At 39.1% G+C, this 20,235-nt stretch carries 21 protein-coding genes; 11 read left to right on the top strand and 10 right to left on the bottom strand.

Translation table 11 applies throughout. The features are described 5' to 3' along the window. Window positions 1-412: 412 nt before the first annotated feature. Both ptsP and CDG59_RS00790 read right to left on the bottom strand, forming a co-directional pair. Window positions 413-2,707 carry a phosphoenolpyruvate--protein phosphotransferase gene (gene ptsP / locus CDG59_RS00795; protein ID WP_087542963.1) on the bottom strand — a complete coding sequence of 765 codons (2,295 nt, stop codon included), beginning with the start codon at window positions 2,705-2,707 and terminating at the stop codon, window positions 413-415. A gap of 98 nt (window positions 2,708-2,805) precedes the next feature. Beyond that, on the bottom strand, window positions 2,806-3,276 hold the full coding sequence (locus tag CDG59_RS00790; protein WP_005162709.1) for an RNA pyrophosphohydrolase: 471 nt from the start codon (window positions 3,274-3,276) through the stop codon (window positions 2,806-2,808). Window positions 3,277-3,459: 183 nt separating this feature from the next. Between CDG59_RS00790 and CDG59_RS00785 the strand changes: the two genes are divergently transcribed. From CDG59_RS00785 to CDG59_RS00765, 5 genes are all read left to right on the top strand, one after another. Continuing rightward, complete coding sequence (locus tag CDG59_RS00785; protein WP_087542961.1) at window positions 3,460-4,119, top strand: HAD family hydrolase; 660 nt, start codon at window positions 3,460-3,462, stop codon at window positions 4,117-4,119. A gap of 66 nt (window positions 4,120-4,185) precedes the next feature. Then, window positions 4,186-4,428 (top strand): hypothetical protein, encoded by a 243-nt coding sequence (locus tag CDG59_RS00780; RefSeq protein WP_087542959.1) that lies wholly within the window; start codon window positions 4,186-4,188, stop codon window positions 4,426-4,428. A gap of 103 nt (window positions 4,429-4,531) precedes the next feature. Then, entirely contained in the window at window positions 4,532-5,965 is a 1,434-nt protein-coding gene (locus tag CDG59_RS00775) for a DUF2252 domain-containing protein (RefSeq protein ID WP_087542957.1), read from the top strand. 50 nt (window positions 5,966-6,015) lie between these two features. Further along, the gene (locus CDG59_RS00770; RefSeq protein ID WP_087542955.1) at window positions 6,016-6,762 is read left to right on the top strand and encodes a sporulation protein; all 747 of its coding nucleotides are present in this window, start codon (window positions 6,016-6,018) and stop codon (window positions 6,760-6,762) included. 81 nt (window positions 6,763-6,843) lie between these two features. Continuing rightward, window positions 6,844-7,605: a hypothetical protein gene (locus CDG59_RS00765; protein WP_087542953.1), complete on the top strand. Its 762-nt coding sequence runs from the start codon at window positions 6,844-6,846 to the stop codon at window positions 7,603-7,605. Window positions 7,606-7,621: 16 nt separating this feature from the next. On the opposite strand, the gene CDG59_RS00760 is transcribed toward CDG59_RS00765, so the two are convergent. Next, window positions 7,622-8,485: a LysR family transcriptional regulator gene (locus tag CDG59_RS00760; RefSeq protein ID WP_087536324.1), complete on the bottom strand. Its 864-nt coding sequence runs from the start codon at window positions 8,483-8,485 to the stop codon at window positions 7,622-7,624. Between the two features lie 53 nt (window positions 8,486-8,538). Further along, complete coding sequence (locus CDG59_RS00755) at window positions 8,539-8,745, bottom strand: DUF2061 domain-containing protein (protein ID WP_087536325.1); 207 nt, start codon at window positions 8,743-8,745, stop codon at window positions 8,539-8,541. A 270-nt stretch (window positions 8,746-9,015) separates the two neighbouring features. Between CDG59_RS00755 and leuC the strand changes: the two genes are divergently transcribed. The 4 genes from leuC to leuB all read left to right on the top strand — a co-directional run bounded on the left by leuC (window position 9,016) and on the right by leuB (window position 12,945). Continuing rightward, on the top strand, window positions 9,016-10,434 hold the full coding sequence (gene leuC / locus CDG59_RS00750) for a 3-isopropylmalate dehydratase large subunit (RefSeq protein WP_005218472.1): 1,419 nt from the start codon (window positions 9,016-9,018) through the stop codon (window positions 10,432-10,434). 12 nt (window positions 10,435-10,446) lie between these two features. Then, window positions 10,447-11,097 carry a 3-isopropylmalate dehydratase small subunit gene (gene leuD / locus CDG59_RS00745; protein ID WP_087542949.1) on the top strand — a complete coding sequence of 217 codons (651 nt, stop codon included), beginning with the start codon at window positions 10,447-10,449 and terminating at the stop codon, window positions 11,095-11,097. Between the two features lie 147 nt (window positions 11,098-11,244). Next, window positions 11,245-11,820: a hypothetical protein gene (locus CDG59_RS00740; RefSeq protein ID WP_087542947.1), complete on the top strand. Its 576-nt coding sequence runs from the start codon at window positions 11,245-11,247 to the stop codon at window positions 11,818-11,820. 45 nt (window positions 11,821-11,865) lie between these two features. Next, a complete protein-coding gene (gene leuB, locus CDG59_RS00735; RefSeq protein ID WP_005162683.1) occupies window positions 11,866-12,945 on the top strand; it encodes a 3-isopropylmalate dehydrogenase in 1,080 nt (359 codons plus the stop codon). A 67-nt stretch (window positions 12,946-13,012) separates the two neighbouring features. Here leuB and CDG59_RS00730 read toward each other — a convergent pair whose 3' ends face one another. Continuing rightward, window positions 13,013-13,393 (bottom strand): hypothetical protein, encoded by a 381-nt coding sequence (locus tag CDG59_RS00730; RefSeq protein WP_087542945.1) that lies wholly within the window; start codon window positions 13,391-13,393, stop codon window positions 13,013-13,015. A 189-nt stretch (window positions 13,394-13,582) separates the two neighbouring features. Here CDG59_RS00730 and CDG59_RS00725 point away from each other — a divergent pair, with 189 nt between their 5' ends. Next, entirely contained in the window at window positions 13,583-13,954 is a 372-nt protein-coding gene (locus CDG59_RS00725; protein ID WP_004659107.1) for a lysozyme inhibitor LprI family protein, read from the top strand. 61 nt (window positions 13,955-14,015) lie between these two features. On the opposite strand, the gene infA is transcribed toward CDG59_RS00725, so the two are convergent. Continuing rightward, complete coding sequence (gene infA, locus CDG59_RS00720; RefSeq protein WP_001284370.1) at window positions 14,016-14,237, bottom strand: translation initiation factor IF-1; 222 nt, start codon at window positions 14,235-14,237, stop codon at window positions 14,016-14,018. A gap of 229 nt (window positions 14,238-14,466) precedes the next feature. Here infA and CDG59_RS00715 point away from each other — a divergent pair, with 229 nt between their 5' ends. Continuing rightward, the gene (locus CDG59_RS00715; protein WP_087542943.1) at window positions 14,467-15,474 is read left to right on the top strand and encodes an AraC family transcriptional regulator; all 1,008 of its coding nucleotides are present in this window, start codon (window positions 14,467-14,469) and stop codon (window positions 15,472-15,474) included. Between the two features lie 41 nt (window positions 15,475-15,515). On the opposite strand, the gene truA is transcribed toward CDG59_RS00715, so the two are convergent. The 4 genes from truA to CDG59_RS00695 all read right to left on the bottom strand — a co-directional run bounded on the left by truA (window position 15,516) and on the right by CDG59_RS00695 (window position 20,097). Further along, window positions 15,516-16,313 carry a tRNA pseudouridine(38-40) synthase TruA gene (truA, locus tag CDG59_RS00710; RefSeq protein WP_087542941.1) on the bottom strand — a complete coding sequence of 266 codons (798 nt, stop codon included), beginning with the start codon at window positions 16,311-16,313 and terminating at the stop codon, window positions 15,516-15,518. Window positions 16,314-16,329: 16 nt separating this feature from the next. Beyond that, a complete protein-coding gene (locus tag CDG59_RS00705; RefSeq protein WP_171294955.1) occupies window positions 16,330-17,298 on the bottom strand; it encodes an asparaginase domain-containing protein in 969 nt (322 codons plus the stop codon). 44 nt (window positions 17,299-17,342) lie between these two features. After that, the gene (locus CDG59_RS00700; RefSeq protein WP_087542939.1) at window positions 17,343-18,533 is read right to left on the bottom strand and encodes a FimV domain-containing protein; all 1,191 of its coding nucleotides are present in this window, start codon (window positions 18,531-18,533) and stop codon (window positions 17,343-17,345) included. 61 nt (window positions 18,534-18,594) lie between these two features. After that, entirely contained in the window at window positions 18,595-20,097 is a 1,503-nt protein-coding gene (locus CDG59_RS00695) for a FimV family protein (RefSeq protein ID WP_087542938.1), read from the bottom strand. Window positions 20,098-20,235 lie beyond the last annotated feature (138 nt).

Raw genomic sequence — 20,235 nt, 5'->3', positions numbered from 1 at the left:
ACTGTTTGACCGTTCAAAGATATGAATGTTCAACCTTATCAGCTACAAAATGGGTATCAAAAATGAAGATGCCTAAACTGATTTGTAATGATGTGGTTTACATCCGTTGTATTTTTACTCTAGATTGATGAAAGTTTTTTTTCCAATGGATTAAAGTTGATGTCATAAATGCTTTATCCGATTGAAGCTGTTTAAATCTTAAATGTGGCAATGAGAATTGTTGAGCAATAAATTGTTAAAATTTGAAAAAGTCCCATTAAAATAACCAATTAAAGGGAGTTGAATAGTTCGTTAAGGGTAATTTTATAATCAACTCCCAAATTCAGCTTGTATGCTCATATATAAAAACAGGAGGTTTTTCACCTGTTGCAGTTGTGTAAAGGCATCCTTGAAAGGATGCCCTAGTTATTTTCTAGGCACTGACCAAACGATTTGATTTGACCATATCTGCAAGACCATGCGTTTTAAAGTAGTGTTCAAGCCAACTTTTAATGACCAGAGGGTTATTCATGTGTAAAACATCGTCTAAGAGTTGTTTTGCATCACTCATTGGGACATGACAAATCGCTTTACGAACTCTTAATATATTGCTAGAACTCATAGAAAGTGTATTGAAACCCATCGCCATCAGTAGAATGGCAGATAATGGATCTCCTGCCATTTCACCACAGACACTGACTGGTTTTTGATAGATATGACAATCTTCTACTAAACGGTTTAAAGCACGTAAGACAGACGGATGAAAGTGCGAATATACGTTAGCTACATGAGGATTGTTACGATCAACAGCCAATAAATATTGGGTTAAGTCATTGGAACCAACTGAAAAGAAGTCGACCAGCTCAGCAAACTCACCAATTTGTAAAAGTACACTCGGTACTTCAACCATGATCCCAATTTTAGGCTTAGTGATTTTGACTTGTTCTTCTTCTTGTACAGCTAACCAGTCTCGTTCCAACAGATACAAGACTTCTTCAACTTCACTGACACTTGTCACCATCGGTAACAAAATATGCAAATTATTCAAACCAATACTAGCTTTTAGCATGGCACGGATTTGCGCTGAGAAAATTTCAGGGTGATCCAGAGTAAAGCGTAGACCACGCCAACCTAATGCCGAGTTTTCTTCTTCAATACTAAAATAAGGCAAATCTTTATCCGCACCGATATCGAGAGTTCGCATAATCACGGGCTTATTGGCAAAATGGCTCAACTGCTGACGATAGATGGCACGTTGTTCTTCTTCACCTGGGAATCGTTCGCGTAGCATGAACGGAATTTCGCTGCGATATAAACCAACACCTTTCGCACCACGTTGCACGCCACGAACAACGTCAATCATCAAACCTGTATTTACGAATAAAGGAATAGAGATACCATCAGGTGTAATCGCATCTTTGGTTTCATATTGCTTCAAATCTTTAGCGATTTGCTCTTCTTCTTTCTGGACTTCTTTATATCGTTGACGTAATCGACGTGGTGGGTTAACAAAAACACGTCCCTGATAGGCATCGACAATCATCTCAATGTCATCAAGGGTGTTGATTGGCAATTCGGTGACACCCACAACGGTTGGAATCCCCAGAGCGCGTGCCACGATTACCATGTGTGAATTGGCAGCGCCTTCAGAAGTCACAATCGCAGCGATTTTATCAACAGGAAGTTCAACTAAAGCCGCCGTACTAATTTCTTCACCAATTAAAATACTGTCTGGGCTAAGTTCACGATGGCTGGAATCCGCCTCCTGTAGGCAGGCCAAAATGCGCCGTCCCAAGTCCTTAAGGTCAGAAACCCGTTCACGCAGGTAGTCATCTTCCATTTGTGCAAACAGCGCCACATGCTTGTCAATGACTTTACGCACCGCACCTTGTGCCCAACTGCCTGCACGAATGTGATCTTTAATCTCACTTGGTAAGGCATTTTCATCTAACATCCGCAAGAACACGCTAAATAACGCACGTTCTTCTGACATCAATGAGTCTTGCATTTTCTCATCTAAAGATTGGATCTCTAAACGTACCGCAGCAATCGCTTGATCTAATAGGTCGAGTTCATCACTGATATCTTCAGCTTCACGATCGGGAATTGCAGCAAGATCGGCTGGGGGATAGAGCACGATGGCGCGACCTAATGCAATCCCTCCAGCACCTGAAACCCCTTGGAAGGTTTTGTAAGATGAACCACTCGTTGGTTTGCGGAAAACATCAATATTTCCGACCGCATGTGCATGGGCAATTACCCCTGAGAGTTGCGCACATAAAGTAACGAGAAATGATTCAGCCGCTTCACTAAAGTCTTGAGGTTCTTTATTTTGAACAACTAAAACGCCCATCACTTTACGGCGATACATCACGGGTACGCCAAGAAATGAGTTAAATAGCTCTTCACCTGTTTCAGGCAAATAAGCAAAGCGTTCATGCTTAGGTGCGTTATCTAAGTTTACAATTTCTTCACGGTTACCGACTAAACCGACGAGACCTTCACCAACACTCAAAGAAACATGTCCAACAGCTTCAGGTTTTAAACCTTTTGAAGCCATGAGCACATAGCGTTTATTTCGTTCATCCAATAAATAAATGGAGCATACATCGACATGCATCGCTTCAGCCACATGATTGACCATAATGTCCAAAGAATCATGCAAACTGACGGACGCATTAATTTCTTGCACAATGCGTCTAAGCGTGTCGAGTTGCATGTTTGACATGGATGTTTACTCCAATTTATAAATCGTTATCGGTCTAGTTATAACAGCTCTATGATCAAAAATCATTGCTTAAAGTGATGATTTGTTGACGATTAACGCTACGGTAATTGTAAACACAACTCCATCATGGCTCTGCGGTAAACATCTCTTTTGAAGTTCACTACTTGACCTAATGGATACCAGTAACTCACCCATTGCCATTGATCGAACTCGGGTGGGTCTGATAGATTTAACTGAATATGATGCGGCGATGCCGTTAATTTCAGTAAAAACCACTTTTGCTTTTGTCCAATACATACCGGATCAGAATCTGACCGAATGTACCGATGGGGCAAACGATAACGCAGCCAACTTTTAGTCTGCGCTACTATTTGGACGTGTTCGGGCAATAAACCGACTTCTTCTCTCAGTTCACGATAAAGTGCCTGTTCAGGGGTTTCTCCAAACTGGATACCTCCTTGTGGAAATTGCCAAGCATTGTGACCAATGCGTTTTGCCCATAAAACTTGTCCGTCATCGTTTGCCAAAATGATCCCGACGTTGGGTCGGAAACCTTCTGAATCGATCATTTGGCTACCTAAATTTTCTCTATATCGTTGACTTTGATCTCGGGGACAGTCACTCTTCACGTCCAACTCGAAAAAGGTCAAAGTAAAATGTTTAAAATTGCTATGATCTTAACGAATTTTTAGTCACTTACGGAAATAGATTTACGTTTTTTTTCTTTAATTTGCATTTAAATGAGCATTTATATGAAATTGGCTTTGTTTGATTTAGATCACACCCTGTTAAATACCGATTCTGACCACTCATGGGGTGAGTTTTTAGTGAATGAAGGTTTGGTTGATCCAGTTCATCATCGTCAAATGAATGATAAATTCTACGAGGACTATAAGGCAGGACAACTTGATCCGATTGCCTATAACGAATTTGTCTTTGAATTTTTGACCAAGCATGACAATACTTATTTAACTGAACTACACCAGTTGTTTATGCAAAAAGTGATTCGTCCCCAAATGCGTCCGAAAGGTTTTGATGCAATTAAAAAGCATCAAGATTTAGGTCATGCGATTGTTGGGATTACTGCAACCAGTGATTTTATTACGGCTCCGATTTTTCGTGAATTTGGTATTACTGAAATTATTGCCACCAATGCCGAAGTTCTTGATGGGAAGTATACGGGTAAGGTGACAGGTTTACCTTGTTATCAGAAAGGTAAGCTTGCTCGTTTAGATCAATGGTTACAGGGAAGAGCAGTTGATGAGTCTTGGGCGTATTCAGATTCAATCAATGATCGTTTTTTGCTTGAATATGCAACCCATGCAATTGCAGTGAATCCTGATGATCGTTTAGAAAAATTGGCGCAAGATCAAGATTGGGATATTCAAGACTGGTCGATCGTATCCGTATAATCTTTACTTTGCTCACATAGTACTTATTATGTTAGAAGAATAGGTATTATGTGAATCGGAAATATCGTGAATAATAAGAATTTAGAGCGTAGACGATATCGCCGCTCAGATTGGGGTGAACAGTTCCTTAGCCAAGGTTTTGATGCCTTGATTAGTGAATTGTTATTCTATTTGATTATCCTTTTATTTGGGGGTGCAATAGGCGGCATTATTTTTGCCTGCATAACGTTTGGATTTGGCGCATTATTTTTGGTTTTACCCTTTGTGATGCTGCTTTATTATGTTGTTAGGAAATTTGTGAAAAAATAAAAAATGAATGATCAACACCATGAGTTGAGTGAAAAATAAAAATTATTTATCTGATCCATTCAATTTATTGTTATAACACTACTGAATTTATGTCGGGGGTGTTATGAAAAAACAACAAATTAAACTGCCAAAACAACTTTGGACAGAAGACTGCATTGATCTTACTCGGCATAGTTATCAAGGTAAGTTACTGACAAAAACCGAAGGTTTTAAATTAGGAAAAGCGCAACGTCAAAAAGTTTCACGTGAACAGTTGTCACAACTATCGCAACGACCTAAAGGTCTAACGGCTTTAAATATTTATGATTGGAGTAATCAAGGACGTTTAGAGCGGCTTAAGCCGATTCGTGCAAAACGTATGAGTGTTTCTCCATTTACCTATTATCGTGGTATGCCTTCTTTAATGTTGTTTGATCAAGCATGGGAGCAGTTTAACTCAGGTTTATTCCAGCAAATTTGTGGGGATTGTCATTTAAGCAATTTTGGTGGTTTTGCTAGCCCTGAACGTAATCTGTTATTTGGAATTAATGATTTTGACGAAACTTTAGTTGCGCCATTTGAGTGGGATTTAAAACGTTTAGCAACCAGTTTTGTGATTGCAGCACGTGATATTGATCTTGCTGATAAAGTCGGTTTAAAAGCCATTAAAACTATGCTAAATAGTTATCGCCAACATCTACTGCAAAATACTGAATTATCACCGTTACAAGTTTGGTATGACAAAGTCGATGCCAGTACGTTGTTAGAAAATACGGAATGTCGAAAACTGAGAAAGAAGCGAGAGAAGCATCTTGATTCAGCACAAAAAAGAAATGCACATTCTGTTTTACCAAAGTTAACTGAAAAAAATGAGGATACGGGTTTTAGGTATTTTATTGATGACAAGCCACTTTTATGGCACCCCCAAACAAATGAACCTTTTGCCCACAATCTTGATCAATTCTTTTCGTGTTATCGAGATTCATTGAAATTTGATCGACAAGTTTTATTTGATCGTTATCAACGCACAGACGTTGCACTCAAAGTGGTTGGGGTGGGGAGTGTGGGTACACGCTCTGCTGTTGCGCTGTTTCAAGATGCAGATCGTGAACCGTTAATTTTACAGATGAAAGAAGCCAGCCCCTCTATTTTAAGTCCATTATTCCCTGAAAAAGTGAAGCATGAAGGTGAGCGAGTCATTCATGGTCAACAATTAATGCAGGCTGCTAGTGATATCTTCTTAGGATTTTCTACATTAGATAAACATTTCCACATCCGTCAGCTTAGAGATATGAAGATTTCTGTGGATTTAACAGATATGGATGACGAATATTTTTATGAATATGCTGAAAGTTGTGGCTTAGCGTTGGCGCATGCACATGCAAAATCTGGTAATGCCGATGTTTTGATGGGCTATCTAGGTGAAGGCAACAAGATTGTAGATGTTTTGCAAGAGTATGCCATGCGATATGCTGAGCGCAATTTGAATGATTATCAGCAATTTATGAACGAAATAGCAGATGGCAAGCTTCAAATCGCTGGGGATGAAGCACTTTAAAATAAGTAGCCAGTTATAGATTTAACGAAATAATTCAAAAGGGTCGAAACATGTTTAAAAAAATGATGTCAAGTTTAGGTATTCAAGGGGTAACTGTAGAAACGCATTTGCATAATCCAACTTTACAAGCGGGTGGAACATTAGAAGGGGAAATTAGTTTTAAAGGCGGCTCATCTGATAAAGAAATCAATAGTTTGTATTTACAATTGATGACCATCGCCGAAGTTGAGTCAGGGGATCATGAATTTAATCAACCTTTGATTTTGGATCAGTGGTTAATCAGTTCAAATTTTTTATTAGCTGCACATCAATCCCATCATATTCCATTTACGATGCAAATCCCATATGAAACGCCTATCACTGAAGTTTCTTGTCGCCGTAATGGGACTCGCGTTTGGATCAATACACATATGGATGTTGATTGGGGACTAGATGCAACTGATCGTGATTATTTAAGTGTGTTACCCACACCAACCATGCAAGTGTTTTTACAAGCAATGCAACAATGTGGTTTTGTCTTATCGAGTGTCGATGTAGAAAAAGGACAACTCACGGCACGTAATTTTCGATCAACCATTGGTTGCTACCAAGAATTAGAGTTTGTTTCTTCACATCTGTTCAGTGGCTTTAATGAGGTCGAAGTATCATTTGTTGCAGAAGCACATCAAACGCATGTGATGTTAGAAGTGGATCGAACTTTGCGTTCAGATCAGCTATTGACGATGACACTTTCAAATCAGCAATTAGATGTGGGTCAAGTGACGCAACAAATTCGCCGTTTGTTAAAAATAGGATAATCTATATCGTCGATGCCTCCCATAATTATTGGGAGGTTTTAATGTCATATAACTGTCATCTTTTGTTCTTAAGATGACAGTATGAAAATAAAAACAAATCAGGAAGAACATACTTCCAACATGCTTAATGCATTACTCAAATTAGAACGCCAGCAACCGATGATAAAAACACGCTGGATTATCCTGCCGATTTTAGTCTTACTGCTCATGTATAGCTGGCAAAAGCAGATCTTTACCGCTTGGGTTTTACTCCCATTAATATGGACAATTAGTGTTTTAAACCATGTTTTGATCGCCAAGACTCGAAGGAATAAATTAGAGAAGATTGAGCAACTCAACATTGATCCAATATTTTGGAATAAATTAAAACAACAATATCCCGAACTGAGCTTAAAACAACGTCGGCTGATTGAACTTGGATTTAAGGATTATTTGGCATTACATGTGATGCAAAAACAAGCCTATGCCATGCCTTCACATGCAGTCGATGCTTTATGGCATGTGATGTTGCAATATCCGATCCAGTATCAGCAATTATGTGAGCAAACCATAGGTCGAACGTTGAATCATAGCCCTTATGACGGAACAACGAGACCAGAAGAACAAGCAAAGCAATTATTTGAAGCTTGGAAATATAGCTGTATGTTACATGGATATAATCCAAGCAATACGATGCAATTGCCACGACTATTTGCGGTTGATCAGGTGTTGGGTTGGGAAAATGGACAATCGTTTAAACTGGAGCAAATGACTAAAGATTTTGCAAAATATATGCAAGATCAATCATCATCTTCATCCAGTTGTGGCAGTAGCTGTAGCAGTTGTGGCGGAGGCGGTGACTAACTTAGCTTTAGCTAGCCTAGCCAAGTTGCATCATATTGATTAATTCTTCCGCTGCTTTAGATTGAATCCGTGCAGGATGCCACACCATACCCAGTTGACGTTGCATATCGAGATTCAGATCAAGTTGTTTTAAATCTTGATTCACCAACGTTTTAGGTAATACCGACCAACCTAAACCAATAGAAACTAACATCCTGATTGATTCTAAAGGATTGTTGCTCATGCTGATTTTAGGTTTTAAGCTCTTTTTTTCAAACTCTGCTAATGTGATTTGACTGGTATAAGTGTGTGCTGCGGGTAAAAGGCTAGGATAAGCAATCAAATCTTCTAATTTAAGTTGTGATTGTTGCGCTAAAGGATGAAAAGGTGAGGTCACAAAAACCAAAGGATCATTCCAAATCGTCAAGTAGCTTAGTCGTTCATCTCCAATGGGAGGGAGGGTTAAAAAGGCCAGTTCGAGTTCACCTGCTAAAACTTGTTCATGCGCCTGTTCTGAGTCTACAAAATGCACATCTAAAGTGACTTGTGGAAAAGATTGTACAAAAGCTTTCAGTGGGTCTGCGAGATGATGCAATCCGATATGATGACTCGTCCCAATTTTTAAACGACCCTGTACCTGATTCTGCTCATGACTCAGCGTATGATGAATTTCACCTAATTCATTGAGCCATGTTCTCACTTTCGGTAATAAAGAATGTGCTGCATGGGTCGGTTGAATACCGCGTCCTGCGGATTCAAATAGTTTTACTCCAAAATATTCTTCAAGCGTATGAATTCGTTTGGTCACCGCAGGTTGAGTAATAAATAATTGTTCTGCTGCAATCGAAATTGATCCTGTTTCCATCACTTTTAAAAATGCTTCAAATGCAGCAAGATTCATACAGGCTTACTCAAATAACTTTAAAATATGTGCTCAGATATTGATGTTGAAAATTAGAAATAATTCCAAACTTTTTCATGGAAGAAAAAGGCAAAAGCTTGTACGGTTGGTTCAATTAAACTTAAGGTTGCAGCCATGATTAAATTTCCCGTAATCATATAGGCAACTATCATCGCAACACTAATATGCATGATGTAGTAACTCAAGGTTTTTTTTAAAGTCCGTCGATTGTTAATCACGAATTGCTGAATGTTTGCCATATCGCGCACCATTTCAAATTCTATTTAATTAAATAGTAATGATTATCATTTAAGAAGTAAAAAAGAAATTTCTACTCTCGATGATCGAACTTTTAGATAGATAAGCATTTATCTCTTTATTGAAAAAAATTGATGCACAAATGAATTATTTATTCCAAAAAGTTTGATAACTAATAAAAATGATAAATTAGATTTATGTGAAAGCATTGCTATAATAAATTTAAGATTTAGTTACCCAGTCCTATGACAAGCACGTTGGAGAGCTACGACATGGCAGGCAAGACATTATATGACAAATTATGGGATGACCATTTAGTTAAGCAACGTGATGATGGTTCAAGCTTGATTTATATTGATCGTCATTTATTACATGAAGTGACTAGCCCTCAAGCATTTGAAGGCTTACAACTTGCTGATCGTCAGCCATGGCGTTTAAGTGCCAATGTCGCAACACCTGACCATAACGTTCCAACTTCTAAAAAAGAGCGTGAGCAAGGCATTGCTGGAATCGAAGATGATACCTCTCGTATCCAAGTCCAAACTTTAGATGATAACTGTAAGACTTTTAATATCGTTGAATTTGGTATTAATGACATTCGTCAAGGTATCGCCCACGTGGTAGGACCAGAGCAAGGTTTAACTTTGCCGGGTATGACCGTGGTCTGTGGTGACTCACACACAGCTACACATGGCGCATTTGGTTGTTTAGCACACGGTATTGGCACGTCAGAAGTTGAGCATGTGTTAGCAACTCAATGTTTAGTACAGAAAAAATCGAAAAACATGCTTGTTCGTGTCGATGGTGTATTAGGCAAAGGCGTGACGTCGAAAGATGTTGTTTTAGCAATTATCGGCAAAATTGGAACGGCTGGTGGTACAGGCTATGCCATTGAATTTGGTGGTCAAGTGTTCCGTGATATGTCGATCGAAGGGCGTATGACCGTATGTAACATGGCAATCGAAGCGGGTGCGCGCGTAGGTATGGTTGCTGTTGATGACAAAACCATCGCTTATGTGAAAGATCGTAACTATGCGCCTAAAGGTGAGCAGTGGGATCAAGCCGTAGAATACTGGAATACCTTACATTCAGACGAAGATGCTGTATTTGATGCAGTCGTCGTATTGAATGGTGCTGAGATTGAGCCACAAGTGTCTTGGGGAACTTCTCCAGAAATGGTGATCCCTGTTTCGCAAGCAGTACCGACTTTAGAACAAGCAAAAGATGATGTTCAGCGTAATGACTGGACTCGTGCTTATCAATATATGGGTTTAACTGCTGGTCAAGCGTTGTCTGATATTCAATTAGATCGTGTCTTTATTGGTTCATGTACCAATTCTCGTATTGAAGATATTCGTGCTGCGGCAGATGTCGTGAAAGGGCGTAAAGTTGCATCTAGTATTAAACAGGCGATGATCGTTCCGGGTTCAGGTTTGGTGAAGCAACAAGCAGAACAAGAAGGCTTGGATCAAATTTTCTTGGAGGCTGGTTTTGAATGGCGTGAACCAGGTTGTTCAATGTGCTTAGCAATGAACGCTGATAAATTACAACCAGGTGAACATTGTGCATCTACTTCGAATCGAAATTTTGAAGGTCGTCAGGGTAACGGTGGTCGTACACATTTGGTGAGCCCAGCAATGGCTGCAGCGGCTGCAATTGCAGGTCATTTTGTTGATGTACGTTCATTCTAAAGGAGCAAAATCATGAAAAAATACACTGTAGAACAAGGTATTGTTGCACCTTTAGATCGTGCAAATGTTGATACTGATTTAATCATTCCAAAACAGTTTTTGAAGTCAATTAAGCGCACAGGTTTTGGCGACAACTTATTTGATGAATTGCGTTATTTAGATGAAGGTTATTTAGGGCAAGATATTAGCAGACGTCCAATTAACCCTGAATTTGTGTTGAATAAACCGCGTTATCAAGGTTCAACGATTTTATTGGCCCGTACTAACTTTGGTTGTGGTTCTAGTCGTGAACATGCGCCTTGGGCTTTGAATGAGTATGGTTTCCGTACCGTGATCGCGCCAAGCTTTGCCGATATTTTCTTTAATAACTGCTTTAAAAATGGCATGTTGCCTGTGATTTTATCTGAAGAGATTGTTGATCAGTTATTCAAGGAATGTGCTGAAACAGAAGGTTATCAATTGACCATCGATTTAGAAGCTCAGGAAGTGCGCACGCCAACAGGTGAAGCATTTAAATTTGAAATTGATCCATTCCGTAAGCACTGCTTATTAAATGGTTTGGATGATATTGGCTTAACTTTGCAAGTGGCAGATGATATTCGTGCCTATGAAGAAAAAGCCAAACAGGCGCGTCCTTGGGTGTTTCAAGAGATAGAAGCTTAAGTTTTATTTATATCTCATCAATATAAACATAGCTTAATGTTTTAGTACATTTTAAATATAGCCATAGCGCGGACATGGAACTCTTGCTAACATGCGAGTAGATATATTCGCTTGCATGTTTGCATGATATAGGACTGGGCTTGAATAATGAAAAGAAGACTCCCTCGCAGTATTTTGCTGTGTTTAGGTGTTGGTATGACATTAACCGCATGTCAGAATTCTACGAATATGGTTGATCAGGTTCGTATTGCCCAAAATACAGTAGGCAATAAAGCAGAAAATGCAACTTTGTATTGTTCAGGCGTCGAAAATTGTGAGTTTGAACGAATCAATGATATTGCCGTGATCGATGCCAAATCGCACCGTATTAGCCAACAGGCGATGGAGCAAGGGATTGTACGATTGCATGGTTCGGTTTTTAGTAGAAAACAACAAGTCTACTTAAATGTACCAGCCAAACAATATGAAGTAGTCATTCGCTTTTATCCTATTTCACCAGACCGAGCTGAAACCTTCCATGTGATTCATGCGTTCAAGCCGCATCAAAGCTATACCTTTAAAATGTACCGAGACCGTGCATATCGTTCGGGTAGTTTATTAAATGTTTCTATACCTGAACCCTTATGTGTGGATTTGCAACAAGAACAGCATACGATTCGTCGATTCTGTCGCCCATATGATGTGAGCACAGGTTTGGGTGAATTTGTTGAGAAAAAGATTTAATCGGCTTGCAGTATGAACGCTGCATATATGAAACTGGAAGAATAAATGTCTAAACATATTTTAATTTTAGCAGGCGATGGTATCGGTCCTGAGATTGTTGGTGCAGCTGAGCAAGTACTAACTAAGGTGAATCAAAAATTTAATTTAGGTTTGACATGGGAACATGGTTTGTTGGGTGGTTCTGCGATTGATGCACATGGTGAACCTTACCCAGCTGTCACTAGTGAACAGGCGAAAAAAGCCGATGCAATCTTGTTGGGTGCGGTTGGTGGACCTAAATGGGATACCATTGAACGTTCGATTCGTCCAGAACGTGGTTTGCTTAAAATTCGTAGCGAATTGAATTTATTCGCAAATTTACGTCCTGCGATTCTTTATCCACAATTGGCTGATGCTTCAAGTTTGAAGCCAGAAATCGTTGCAGGTTTGGATATCCTCATTGTTCGTGAATTAACGGGGGGGATCTACTTTGGTCAACCACGTGGTATTCGCGAATTAGAAAATGGCGAAAAACAAGGCTATAACACTGATGTTTATTCAGAAAGTGAAATCAAGCGTATCGCCAAAGTTGCATTCGAGTTAGCAGGCTTGCGCGGTGGCAAAGTATGCTCGGTTGATAAAGCCAATGTATTGGAAGTGACTGAATTGTGGAAGCAAACGGTTACTGATTTACAGCAAGCACAATATTCAAATATTCAACTCTCACATATGTATGTTGACAATGCCGCAATGCAGTTAGTGCGTGCACCAAAGCAGTTTGATGTGATCGTTACAGGTAATTTATTTGGTGATATCTTATCTGACGAAGCAGCAATGTTGACAGGTTCGATCGGCATGTTGCCTTCTGCATCTTTAGATGAAAATGGCAAAGGCATGTATGAGCCATGTCATGGTTCTGCACCAGATATTGCTGGTCAAAATGTTGCTAATCCATTGGCAACTATTCTTTCAGTTGCGATGATGTTACGTTATACCTTCCGTGAAGAAGCTGCAGCAAAAGCAATTGAAGATGCTGTGGGTCAAGTATTAGATCAAGGTTTGCGTACAGCAGATATTATGTCTGAAGGCATGACAAAAGTTGGTACAGATGCTATGGGTGAAGCTGTAGTTTCAGCACTAAACTAAGAATTATAGCCAATAAAAAACGCAGCTTGGGCTGCGTTTTTTTATAACTTAATGGTATATAAGCAAACTAACAAGCCTTGCCTTCATAGCGAATAGAGCGAGCAATTTGCTGTTGGTCTAGCTCAAAAATGATGTGACATTTTAAATTGAGATCATAAGTACTATCTGTATTGCCAGCACTTTGAATTGGTATATTTTGAGCACCAAGTTCAGCCGATTGAGCGATAGAAATAGGAATACGAATTGGGCGAATGACAGTGTAAATCAGCTGATTGCTTTGTTTGATTGGTTGGGCGATAGTCCGAAAACCTAGAGGTTTTAAATCGAACTGCTGTTGGATTATGGTTGCAGATTGCCCGATAAAAAGTTGTAAATAATCAGGTAGGCTGGTTCGATTTTGGTATGCAGTGGTATATGCTTGTAAAGATAATATGATTAGAAATAACAAATACTTAAATTTTTATTTTGATTAATCCTTATCCTCTCATCTATGTTTATTCAATCCTTAAATGATGTTGGTGTCGAGTTCATTTGTGTGAATTGATAAAAATATACAAACTAGTCTATTTTTAGGCAATATTCAATTGAGTTCAAATGTGCTTACATAGATAGGATATTAAGCGATTGAGAAAACTTGATGCACAAATTTATATTTGGACTGATGTGTGGCGCTTTAGCAACATTCAGTCATGCAGATAATTGTGATAAGGCACGCAATACGTATGATGATATTTATTGCACGAATAAAATTTATGCGAGTGCTGATGCTGATTTAAATAAAAATTACCAGCAATTGCGTCACCAACTCAATGAGACACAACAAAAGATTCTTAAAAAGTCCCAGCTCGCATGGATTCATCATCGAGATGCAGAATGTACTGATGATCAAAAAAATAGCGTAAGCGTGCAATGTAGACTTACGACGACACAAGAGCGTAATCATTGGTTAGAGGAAAGATTACGTGAGTGTCAAACGGTAGGGTGTAAAACAACACGTTTGAGTGAGTAATAAGAATCAAGCATAAAAAAAGCCACAAACAAAATGTGGCTTTTTTGCATTCACGAATCTCTTAGCGCGCGCGATAAGTGATACGACCCTTTGTTAAGTCATAAGGTGTCATTTCTACTTTTACACTGTCACCCGTCAAAATACGGATATAGTGTTTGCGCATTTTACCAGAAATGTGAGCAATAACTTCGTGACCGTTTTCTAAACGTACACGGAACATCGTATTAGGAAGCGTTTCGGTGACAACGCCTTCGAACTCAATGAGTTCCTCTTTATTGGCCATAGCCTACCTGATGATCAAATTGGAAAGGGGCAAATTATAGTCAATTTATTTGAATTTTACAAGGTGAAGCGTATGTAAACCTTTTAGATCTTTATTCATAAAAACTGTCGGACAATTGACAATCTTTTTTAACAAAAGAAGCAGAATATTGTTGTCAGTTTGGTCAATCAACGTTAATCTAAAATTGTTGTTATTGTTACAAGAACGTATCTACAGGGAAGGGCACTGAGTGGGTCAGTTAACAGATGCATCAGTTGTATTGCGCTTTGGTTATCAGGCAATTCGTAAAGCGGGATTGCCAACTGAAGAGATTCTAACAAAAGCAGGGGTAGCGCTAAATCAAATTGATACCAATGCCAGAACGCCATTAAGTGCGCAAAATGCATTTTGGATTGCTGCACAGGAAGTTAGCAATGATCCTGATATTGGATTGCATTTAGGTGAGCATTTACCACTCTATCGTGGTCAGGTGATTGAGCATCTATTTATTAGTAGTGAAACATTTGGTGAGGGTCTAAAACGAGCTTTAGCTTATCAGCGTTTGATCAGTGATGCTTTTGATGCAAAACTCGTAGTTGAAGATGGTCGTTGTTATCTCACCAACGGTGAACAGTTTTGGTCAGATAATTTAGTCAATCGCCATTTCTCTGAATGTGCGATGTCGGGCATCTTACGTTTCTTTAAATTTATTACTGAAGGTCAGTTTCAGCCAATTTACATCGACTTTAATTTTAGTGATGGTGCTGATGATGATGAATATTTCCGAGTATATGGCTGTCCTGTCAGTCTGGGTCAAAAAGAAACCCGCCTTTATTTTGATGATGCCGTGCTTGATTATCCATTATGGCAAGCTGAACCAGAACTACTACAATTACATGAACAACTAGCGATTGAGAAATTACAAGAGCTTGCACGGTATGATTTGGTTGGTGAAGTTCGCCGTGCCATTGGTTCAACTTTAGAAAGTGGTGAAACTACGTTAGAAACAGTTGCAGCTCAATTAAGCATCACGCCACGACGCTTAAGAACACAGCTTAGCGAGGCGAATACAAGCTTCCAGCAAATCCTTTCAGATTATCGTTGCCGCCTAGCGAAGAAATTATTGGCGAATACCAATGAAAGTGTAGAAAGAATTGTGTATTTAACGGGTTTTTCTGAACCAAGTACGTTCTATCGTGCATTTAAGCGTTGGACGAATGAAACCCCTGTCGAATATCGTAAGCGTAAACAGCGTTAATTTTTCTAAGAAAAAAGCCTTATCTCCCGATAAGGCTTTTTTTATTCAGGCAGATTTAACCATTGGGGACCTAAAGGCAGCTGTGGTAAATCAAACTCATCAGGATAATAGGACTGAATAAAATATAAACCATCAGGTGGGGCGGTGATGCCTGCCGCTGTACGGTCTTCTGCGGCAAACATGGTATCGATATGATCAATCTCGTACATACCTTGTCCGATTTCTAGTAAACATCCCATGATATTCCGTACCATATGATGTAAAAATCCATCGGCTTGAATATCTAATACTAAATAGCGTCCATGTTCAAATAGACGGCAGTGTTTTACATGACGTATGGGTTGATTGGATTGACAGGCAGCAGCTCGGAAGGTCTCGAAGTTATGCGTTCCCTCAAATTTTGCTGCAGCGACAATCATCTTCGGTACATCTAATTTTTGATAAAGATGAGTGACTTGTTTATACAATAGTGCAGGACGGGTGGGTGCGTTATAGACGACATAACGATAACGTCGTGCAGTGGCTTTGAACCGTGCATGGAAGTTCTCATCCATGCATTTAATCCATTGAATTGAAATATCTTTTGGAAGTTGACTATTGGTGCCACGAATCCAACCTTGCTCTGGGCGAATGGCTTCGGTGTCGAAATGAGCCACCATATTGGTTGCATGTACACCAGCATCAGTTCGTCCAGCACCATGCAAAATAATGGGCTCATTGGCAATACGGCTCAGTACTTTCTCGATGGTCTCTTGAACAGTTACAACGCCAGGCTGCTGGGTTTGCCAACCACGGTATTGCGTGCCACAAAATTCAATACCGATTGCATAACGTTGCATGTTTTAACCTCAAATATTAATGCTGATGCCAATTCGCGAACCATTGTTCGTGGCTCGGATATTTTAAATAGATTTGCAAGACTTTTGCATATAAATCAGCATGGCTATGGCAATCATTGATTAAAACTTTGGCAGATTGAATCCATGAACTGACGGCATAGCGTTGATCTAGTTGCCCAAAGGTCACTTGGGTGCTGATGATAGGCAGACATTTTTTTTGATACAGTTGCTCAAACAGTATCAGAATTTCGTCATTTACTGCAATATTGCCTGTGCCAAATCCTTGTAGAATCAAGAAATTTGGTGGGTTAAGCAGAATATTTTTTAACTGTAGAATGAGTTGTTCTTTTGCAATCGGCTGCAACATCAAATTTAGGATGCTGAGTTCAGTTGCTTGCTGAATATATTCATTTTGAACAACAAGAAAATCTGCTGTGGTTTGACATCTTTGATCTGCTTTAACACCGACGAAAGCATCCAACTCAGTGGTATGTGCTTTTAAGGTCGTTTGTGCGTGAAAAACTTGTTCATGGAACGCCAGATAAACACCCGTTGGCAAAGAGAGGACTTGCTCTAATGCTAAATATAGGTTGCCTGTGGCATCTGTAAATTCACGGGTATCATTGCCTTCAACATTCAATAATGGGTATTGGCTACCTGTAATGATGGCATGACAAGAATGTCCCAAGAAACGAGCAAGTGTTGCTGCAGCGTAACTTAAAGTATCTGTCCCATGAATAATGACAAAATGTTGAAAACTATTGAGTTGCAATTGCTGGATTTGTTGTACCAACTTTAGCCAATCCGTTGCGGTGCAGGCACTACTGTCTTTGATACTAGGCGCAGCGAAGCATTCGACCTGTAAATGAGGTGGAATGATCTTAGCTAGTAAAGGTAGAAAATCCTGTTCTGGCATCGGCATCAATGGTTCGCCAACGCAACCAAACGTCCCACCCATATAAATTAAAGCGATTTTTTTCATCATAAAAAAAGCAGTCTGAGAGACTGCTTATATTAGACCGATCAAATTCAGGAAGCTATTTTATTCAGTAAACTTTGTGAATGTTGTTGTTGCTCTGCATTAAATGGTGGGCTATTTTTTAATAATTCACGTGCAGAATCATAAGCGCCCAATTCAATATATTGCTCAGCAAGTTCTAGATTGAGCTGTGCTTCATCAAGCTGTTGTAAATCAGGAAATGATTGTACAAGAGGGTCATTGATTGCAACAGATGTAGTTTGAGGCGAGGTTTGAATAGGTTCAAGTTCAACAACTGATTCCGTAACTGTTTCTGTAACTTCAAATTGCTTGCTTTCTGTCGGTTCAAAACTAAAATCTAACGTTGGTGCTGCTTCAGTTTTTTGTTCTGTAACTTCTAAGTTTGAAAAATTGAAATCTAATACAGGTTTTGCTTCTTCAACTACAGGAGGGGATGCAGGTGCAGCATCTAAATTGAATGAGAATTCTAAAGGAGCAGGCTCTTTATTCTCTTGTTGCTCGATTGTTGGCGTAGCTTCGGTTGTTTCCTTTTTCTCAAAGGAAAAATTAAAATCTAATGGCTGAACTTCTGGGACTGGTTCAACTGGTTTAGCTTCTTCTGCTGGTGCAACATATCCAGATTGTAAGTCATCAAATGATTGTGACGTTTTTGATGCCGCTAATGCGTCAAAATCTGCGTTGTTTTGCTCTTTTGCTAAACTATCTGATGTACTGGTTTGCTGAAAATGGCTTGAGCTTGAACTGAACTCAATTGCATCAGGTTGTTTATTTTTTTCATATTCACGTTGTTTTGCTTCAGCAGCTTCAGCAATATCATCAAGTTTCAAAGCATGAATATGTTTGATCAATTGATCAATTGCAAAATCATCTTTTTGAGCTAAGTGAATATCAAGGAGAAATAAATATAACTCATGTTGGGAGTTATCTTGTTTTAAAATCTGATTGATTTGTGCTTCTGCGCTTTGATAATTGCCACTTTGAATTTGCTGTTCAATTTTCTGGCGTAAAGACTCTGGAATCGCGGTTGCGGCGGCTGGAACAGATTCCTGTTCTTCACGTGCTAATGTCGTACGTGAAGTTTTAGTTGTAGCTGCTTTCTTCGCTGATTTTGCTGTAGCACCTTTTTTAGATGTTGCAGTAGTTTGATTGTCACTGCGTTTTTTTAAAACGATTGCAACAACTAATGCAACGATTAGCAGTACAATTATTATAGTTGACATGATCTATACCCCTTAAAGATAGAGCCGCTTTGTTGCAAATTTATGAGAATCTTCTCGTAACCTAGCGTGTTGGCTTTTTAGTTTCCTGCTGCACTTTCAACTGATCTTGTAACTCTGCAAGCCGAGCATTTAATAGCTGAATACGTTGTTCCTTGTTGCGTAATGCCAATTCTAACTGTGTTACGTTTCTTTGTAATGTAACGGTTTTTTCTCGTGCTGTCATAACTTTTAATGATAAATCTGCACTGGTTTTTTGCTGTAATGTGTCTTTTTTCGCACTTCCATTGCTTGAATCTTGGTTACTTTCAGCGACCAGTGACATTTCAGCTTGCTGCAGGCGATATTTGGCTTGACCTGATCGAGGATGTGTTGTCTGTGCTGCTATTTGATTTATAGCTGTATTCTGACGAGATGGTGTTGTATTTAGATTGAAATTTAAACGAGACCCTTGTCTTAAACGATTTGCATTGCCACCAATAAAAGCATGCTCATTCTGTGCTTTGATCTGATTCATAACTTTAGCAACAGGCTGTTGTGTTTGTGATGCGATTTGTTGCGCAATACTCCACAAAGATTCATTACGCTGCACGACATGCTGTTGAGCTGAGTTATTAGATGCAGTCATGGAATTGCTATTTGTGGCAGGTGCTTTCTTTTTAGCTTGTTGTGCAGTTTGTGTAGGTTGTTGTTTTTTAAATTTCTCTTGTGGTTCGGCTGGCTTTGTATCGAGTGGTTTTGATTCTTTTTTGATTGGTGTTGGTGGTTGACTCGCAGTTTGAACTGGCTGAGCTGCGACTTGAACAATCGGCTGTTTAGTTATGGTAGCAGTTGGATTTGATTCAACTTTTACTGGTGCAGTCGTATTTATATTATTTGTTTCGATTTTAGGGCTAATTTTTGCAGTTGCAGTGTCCTGATTTTGGCTTGGTATCGGCGTTGTAACAACAGATATTGCTACTGGAGAGCTTTGCTTTGATTGTGAGCTATTTAATACTGGTGGTAAAGCTGAGGAGACATTTAATAAATTTTCTTGTTTTAAATTAAGCTCTTTTACATTTGTTCCAATTGGTGAACTGAAGCGAGTGCTTTCGGGTAAATTGAGCGCAATATCTTTTTCACTGACAATATATTTAGGAGAAAGCGTTTTTTCATTTGCAGCTGCTTTAGCGGATATCGCTCTCGAACTTTGTCCTATAGGTTGCTTGATATGCTTTAAATGTGCTGCACCACTTTCTTGTATTTTAAGAATAATATTAAGTTCACTGTCTATCATTGGACGTGTAGAAGTGATCACAATCACCCCTTCACCTTGTGAATTGCGACGTGTATAAAAATTTAGGCCACTCGGAGGCTGATGAGCAGCACCCATCATGAAAAGATCTTCAGGTGTTGCTAAGCCTACATCTAATTTTGCGGTAGGATCAGCTTGATGAAAACTCATTTCTGCGTAGAGTAATTCACCAGGTGCAGATTGGATTTGCAATGGATCGAGTGTAATCGCATAAAGGTGTTGCGAAGAAATGATGGCTAAAATGGCAACTTTTAATTTGTTATAAACAGTCATCTCGATCCATGCAAAAGTGATGTTTTAGTCAATTCAAAAGTATACATTACCGTGATGTAAATGAATTGTAAAATATTCATGTTTGATAAAAAACAAAAGCCGATCAAATGTGATCGGCTTTTGTTTTTTAAATGTTTT

Source organism: Acinetobacter sp. WCHA29, from assembly GCF_002165335.1.
In the GTDB taxonomy this organism is placed as follows: Bacteria; Pseudomonadota; Gammaproteobacteria; order Pseudomonadales; family Moraxellaceae; genus Acinetobacter.
This window is presented reverse-complemented; position numbering and strand designations above follow the sequence as displayed.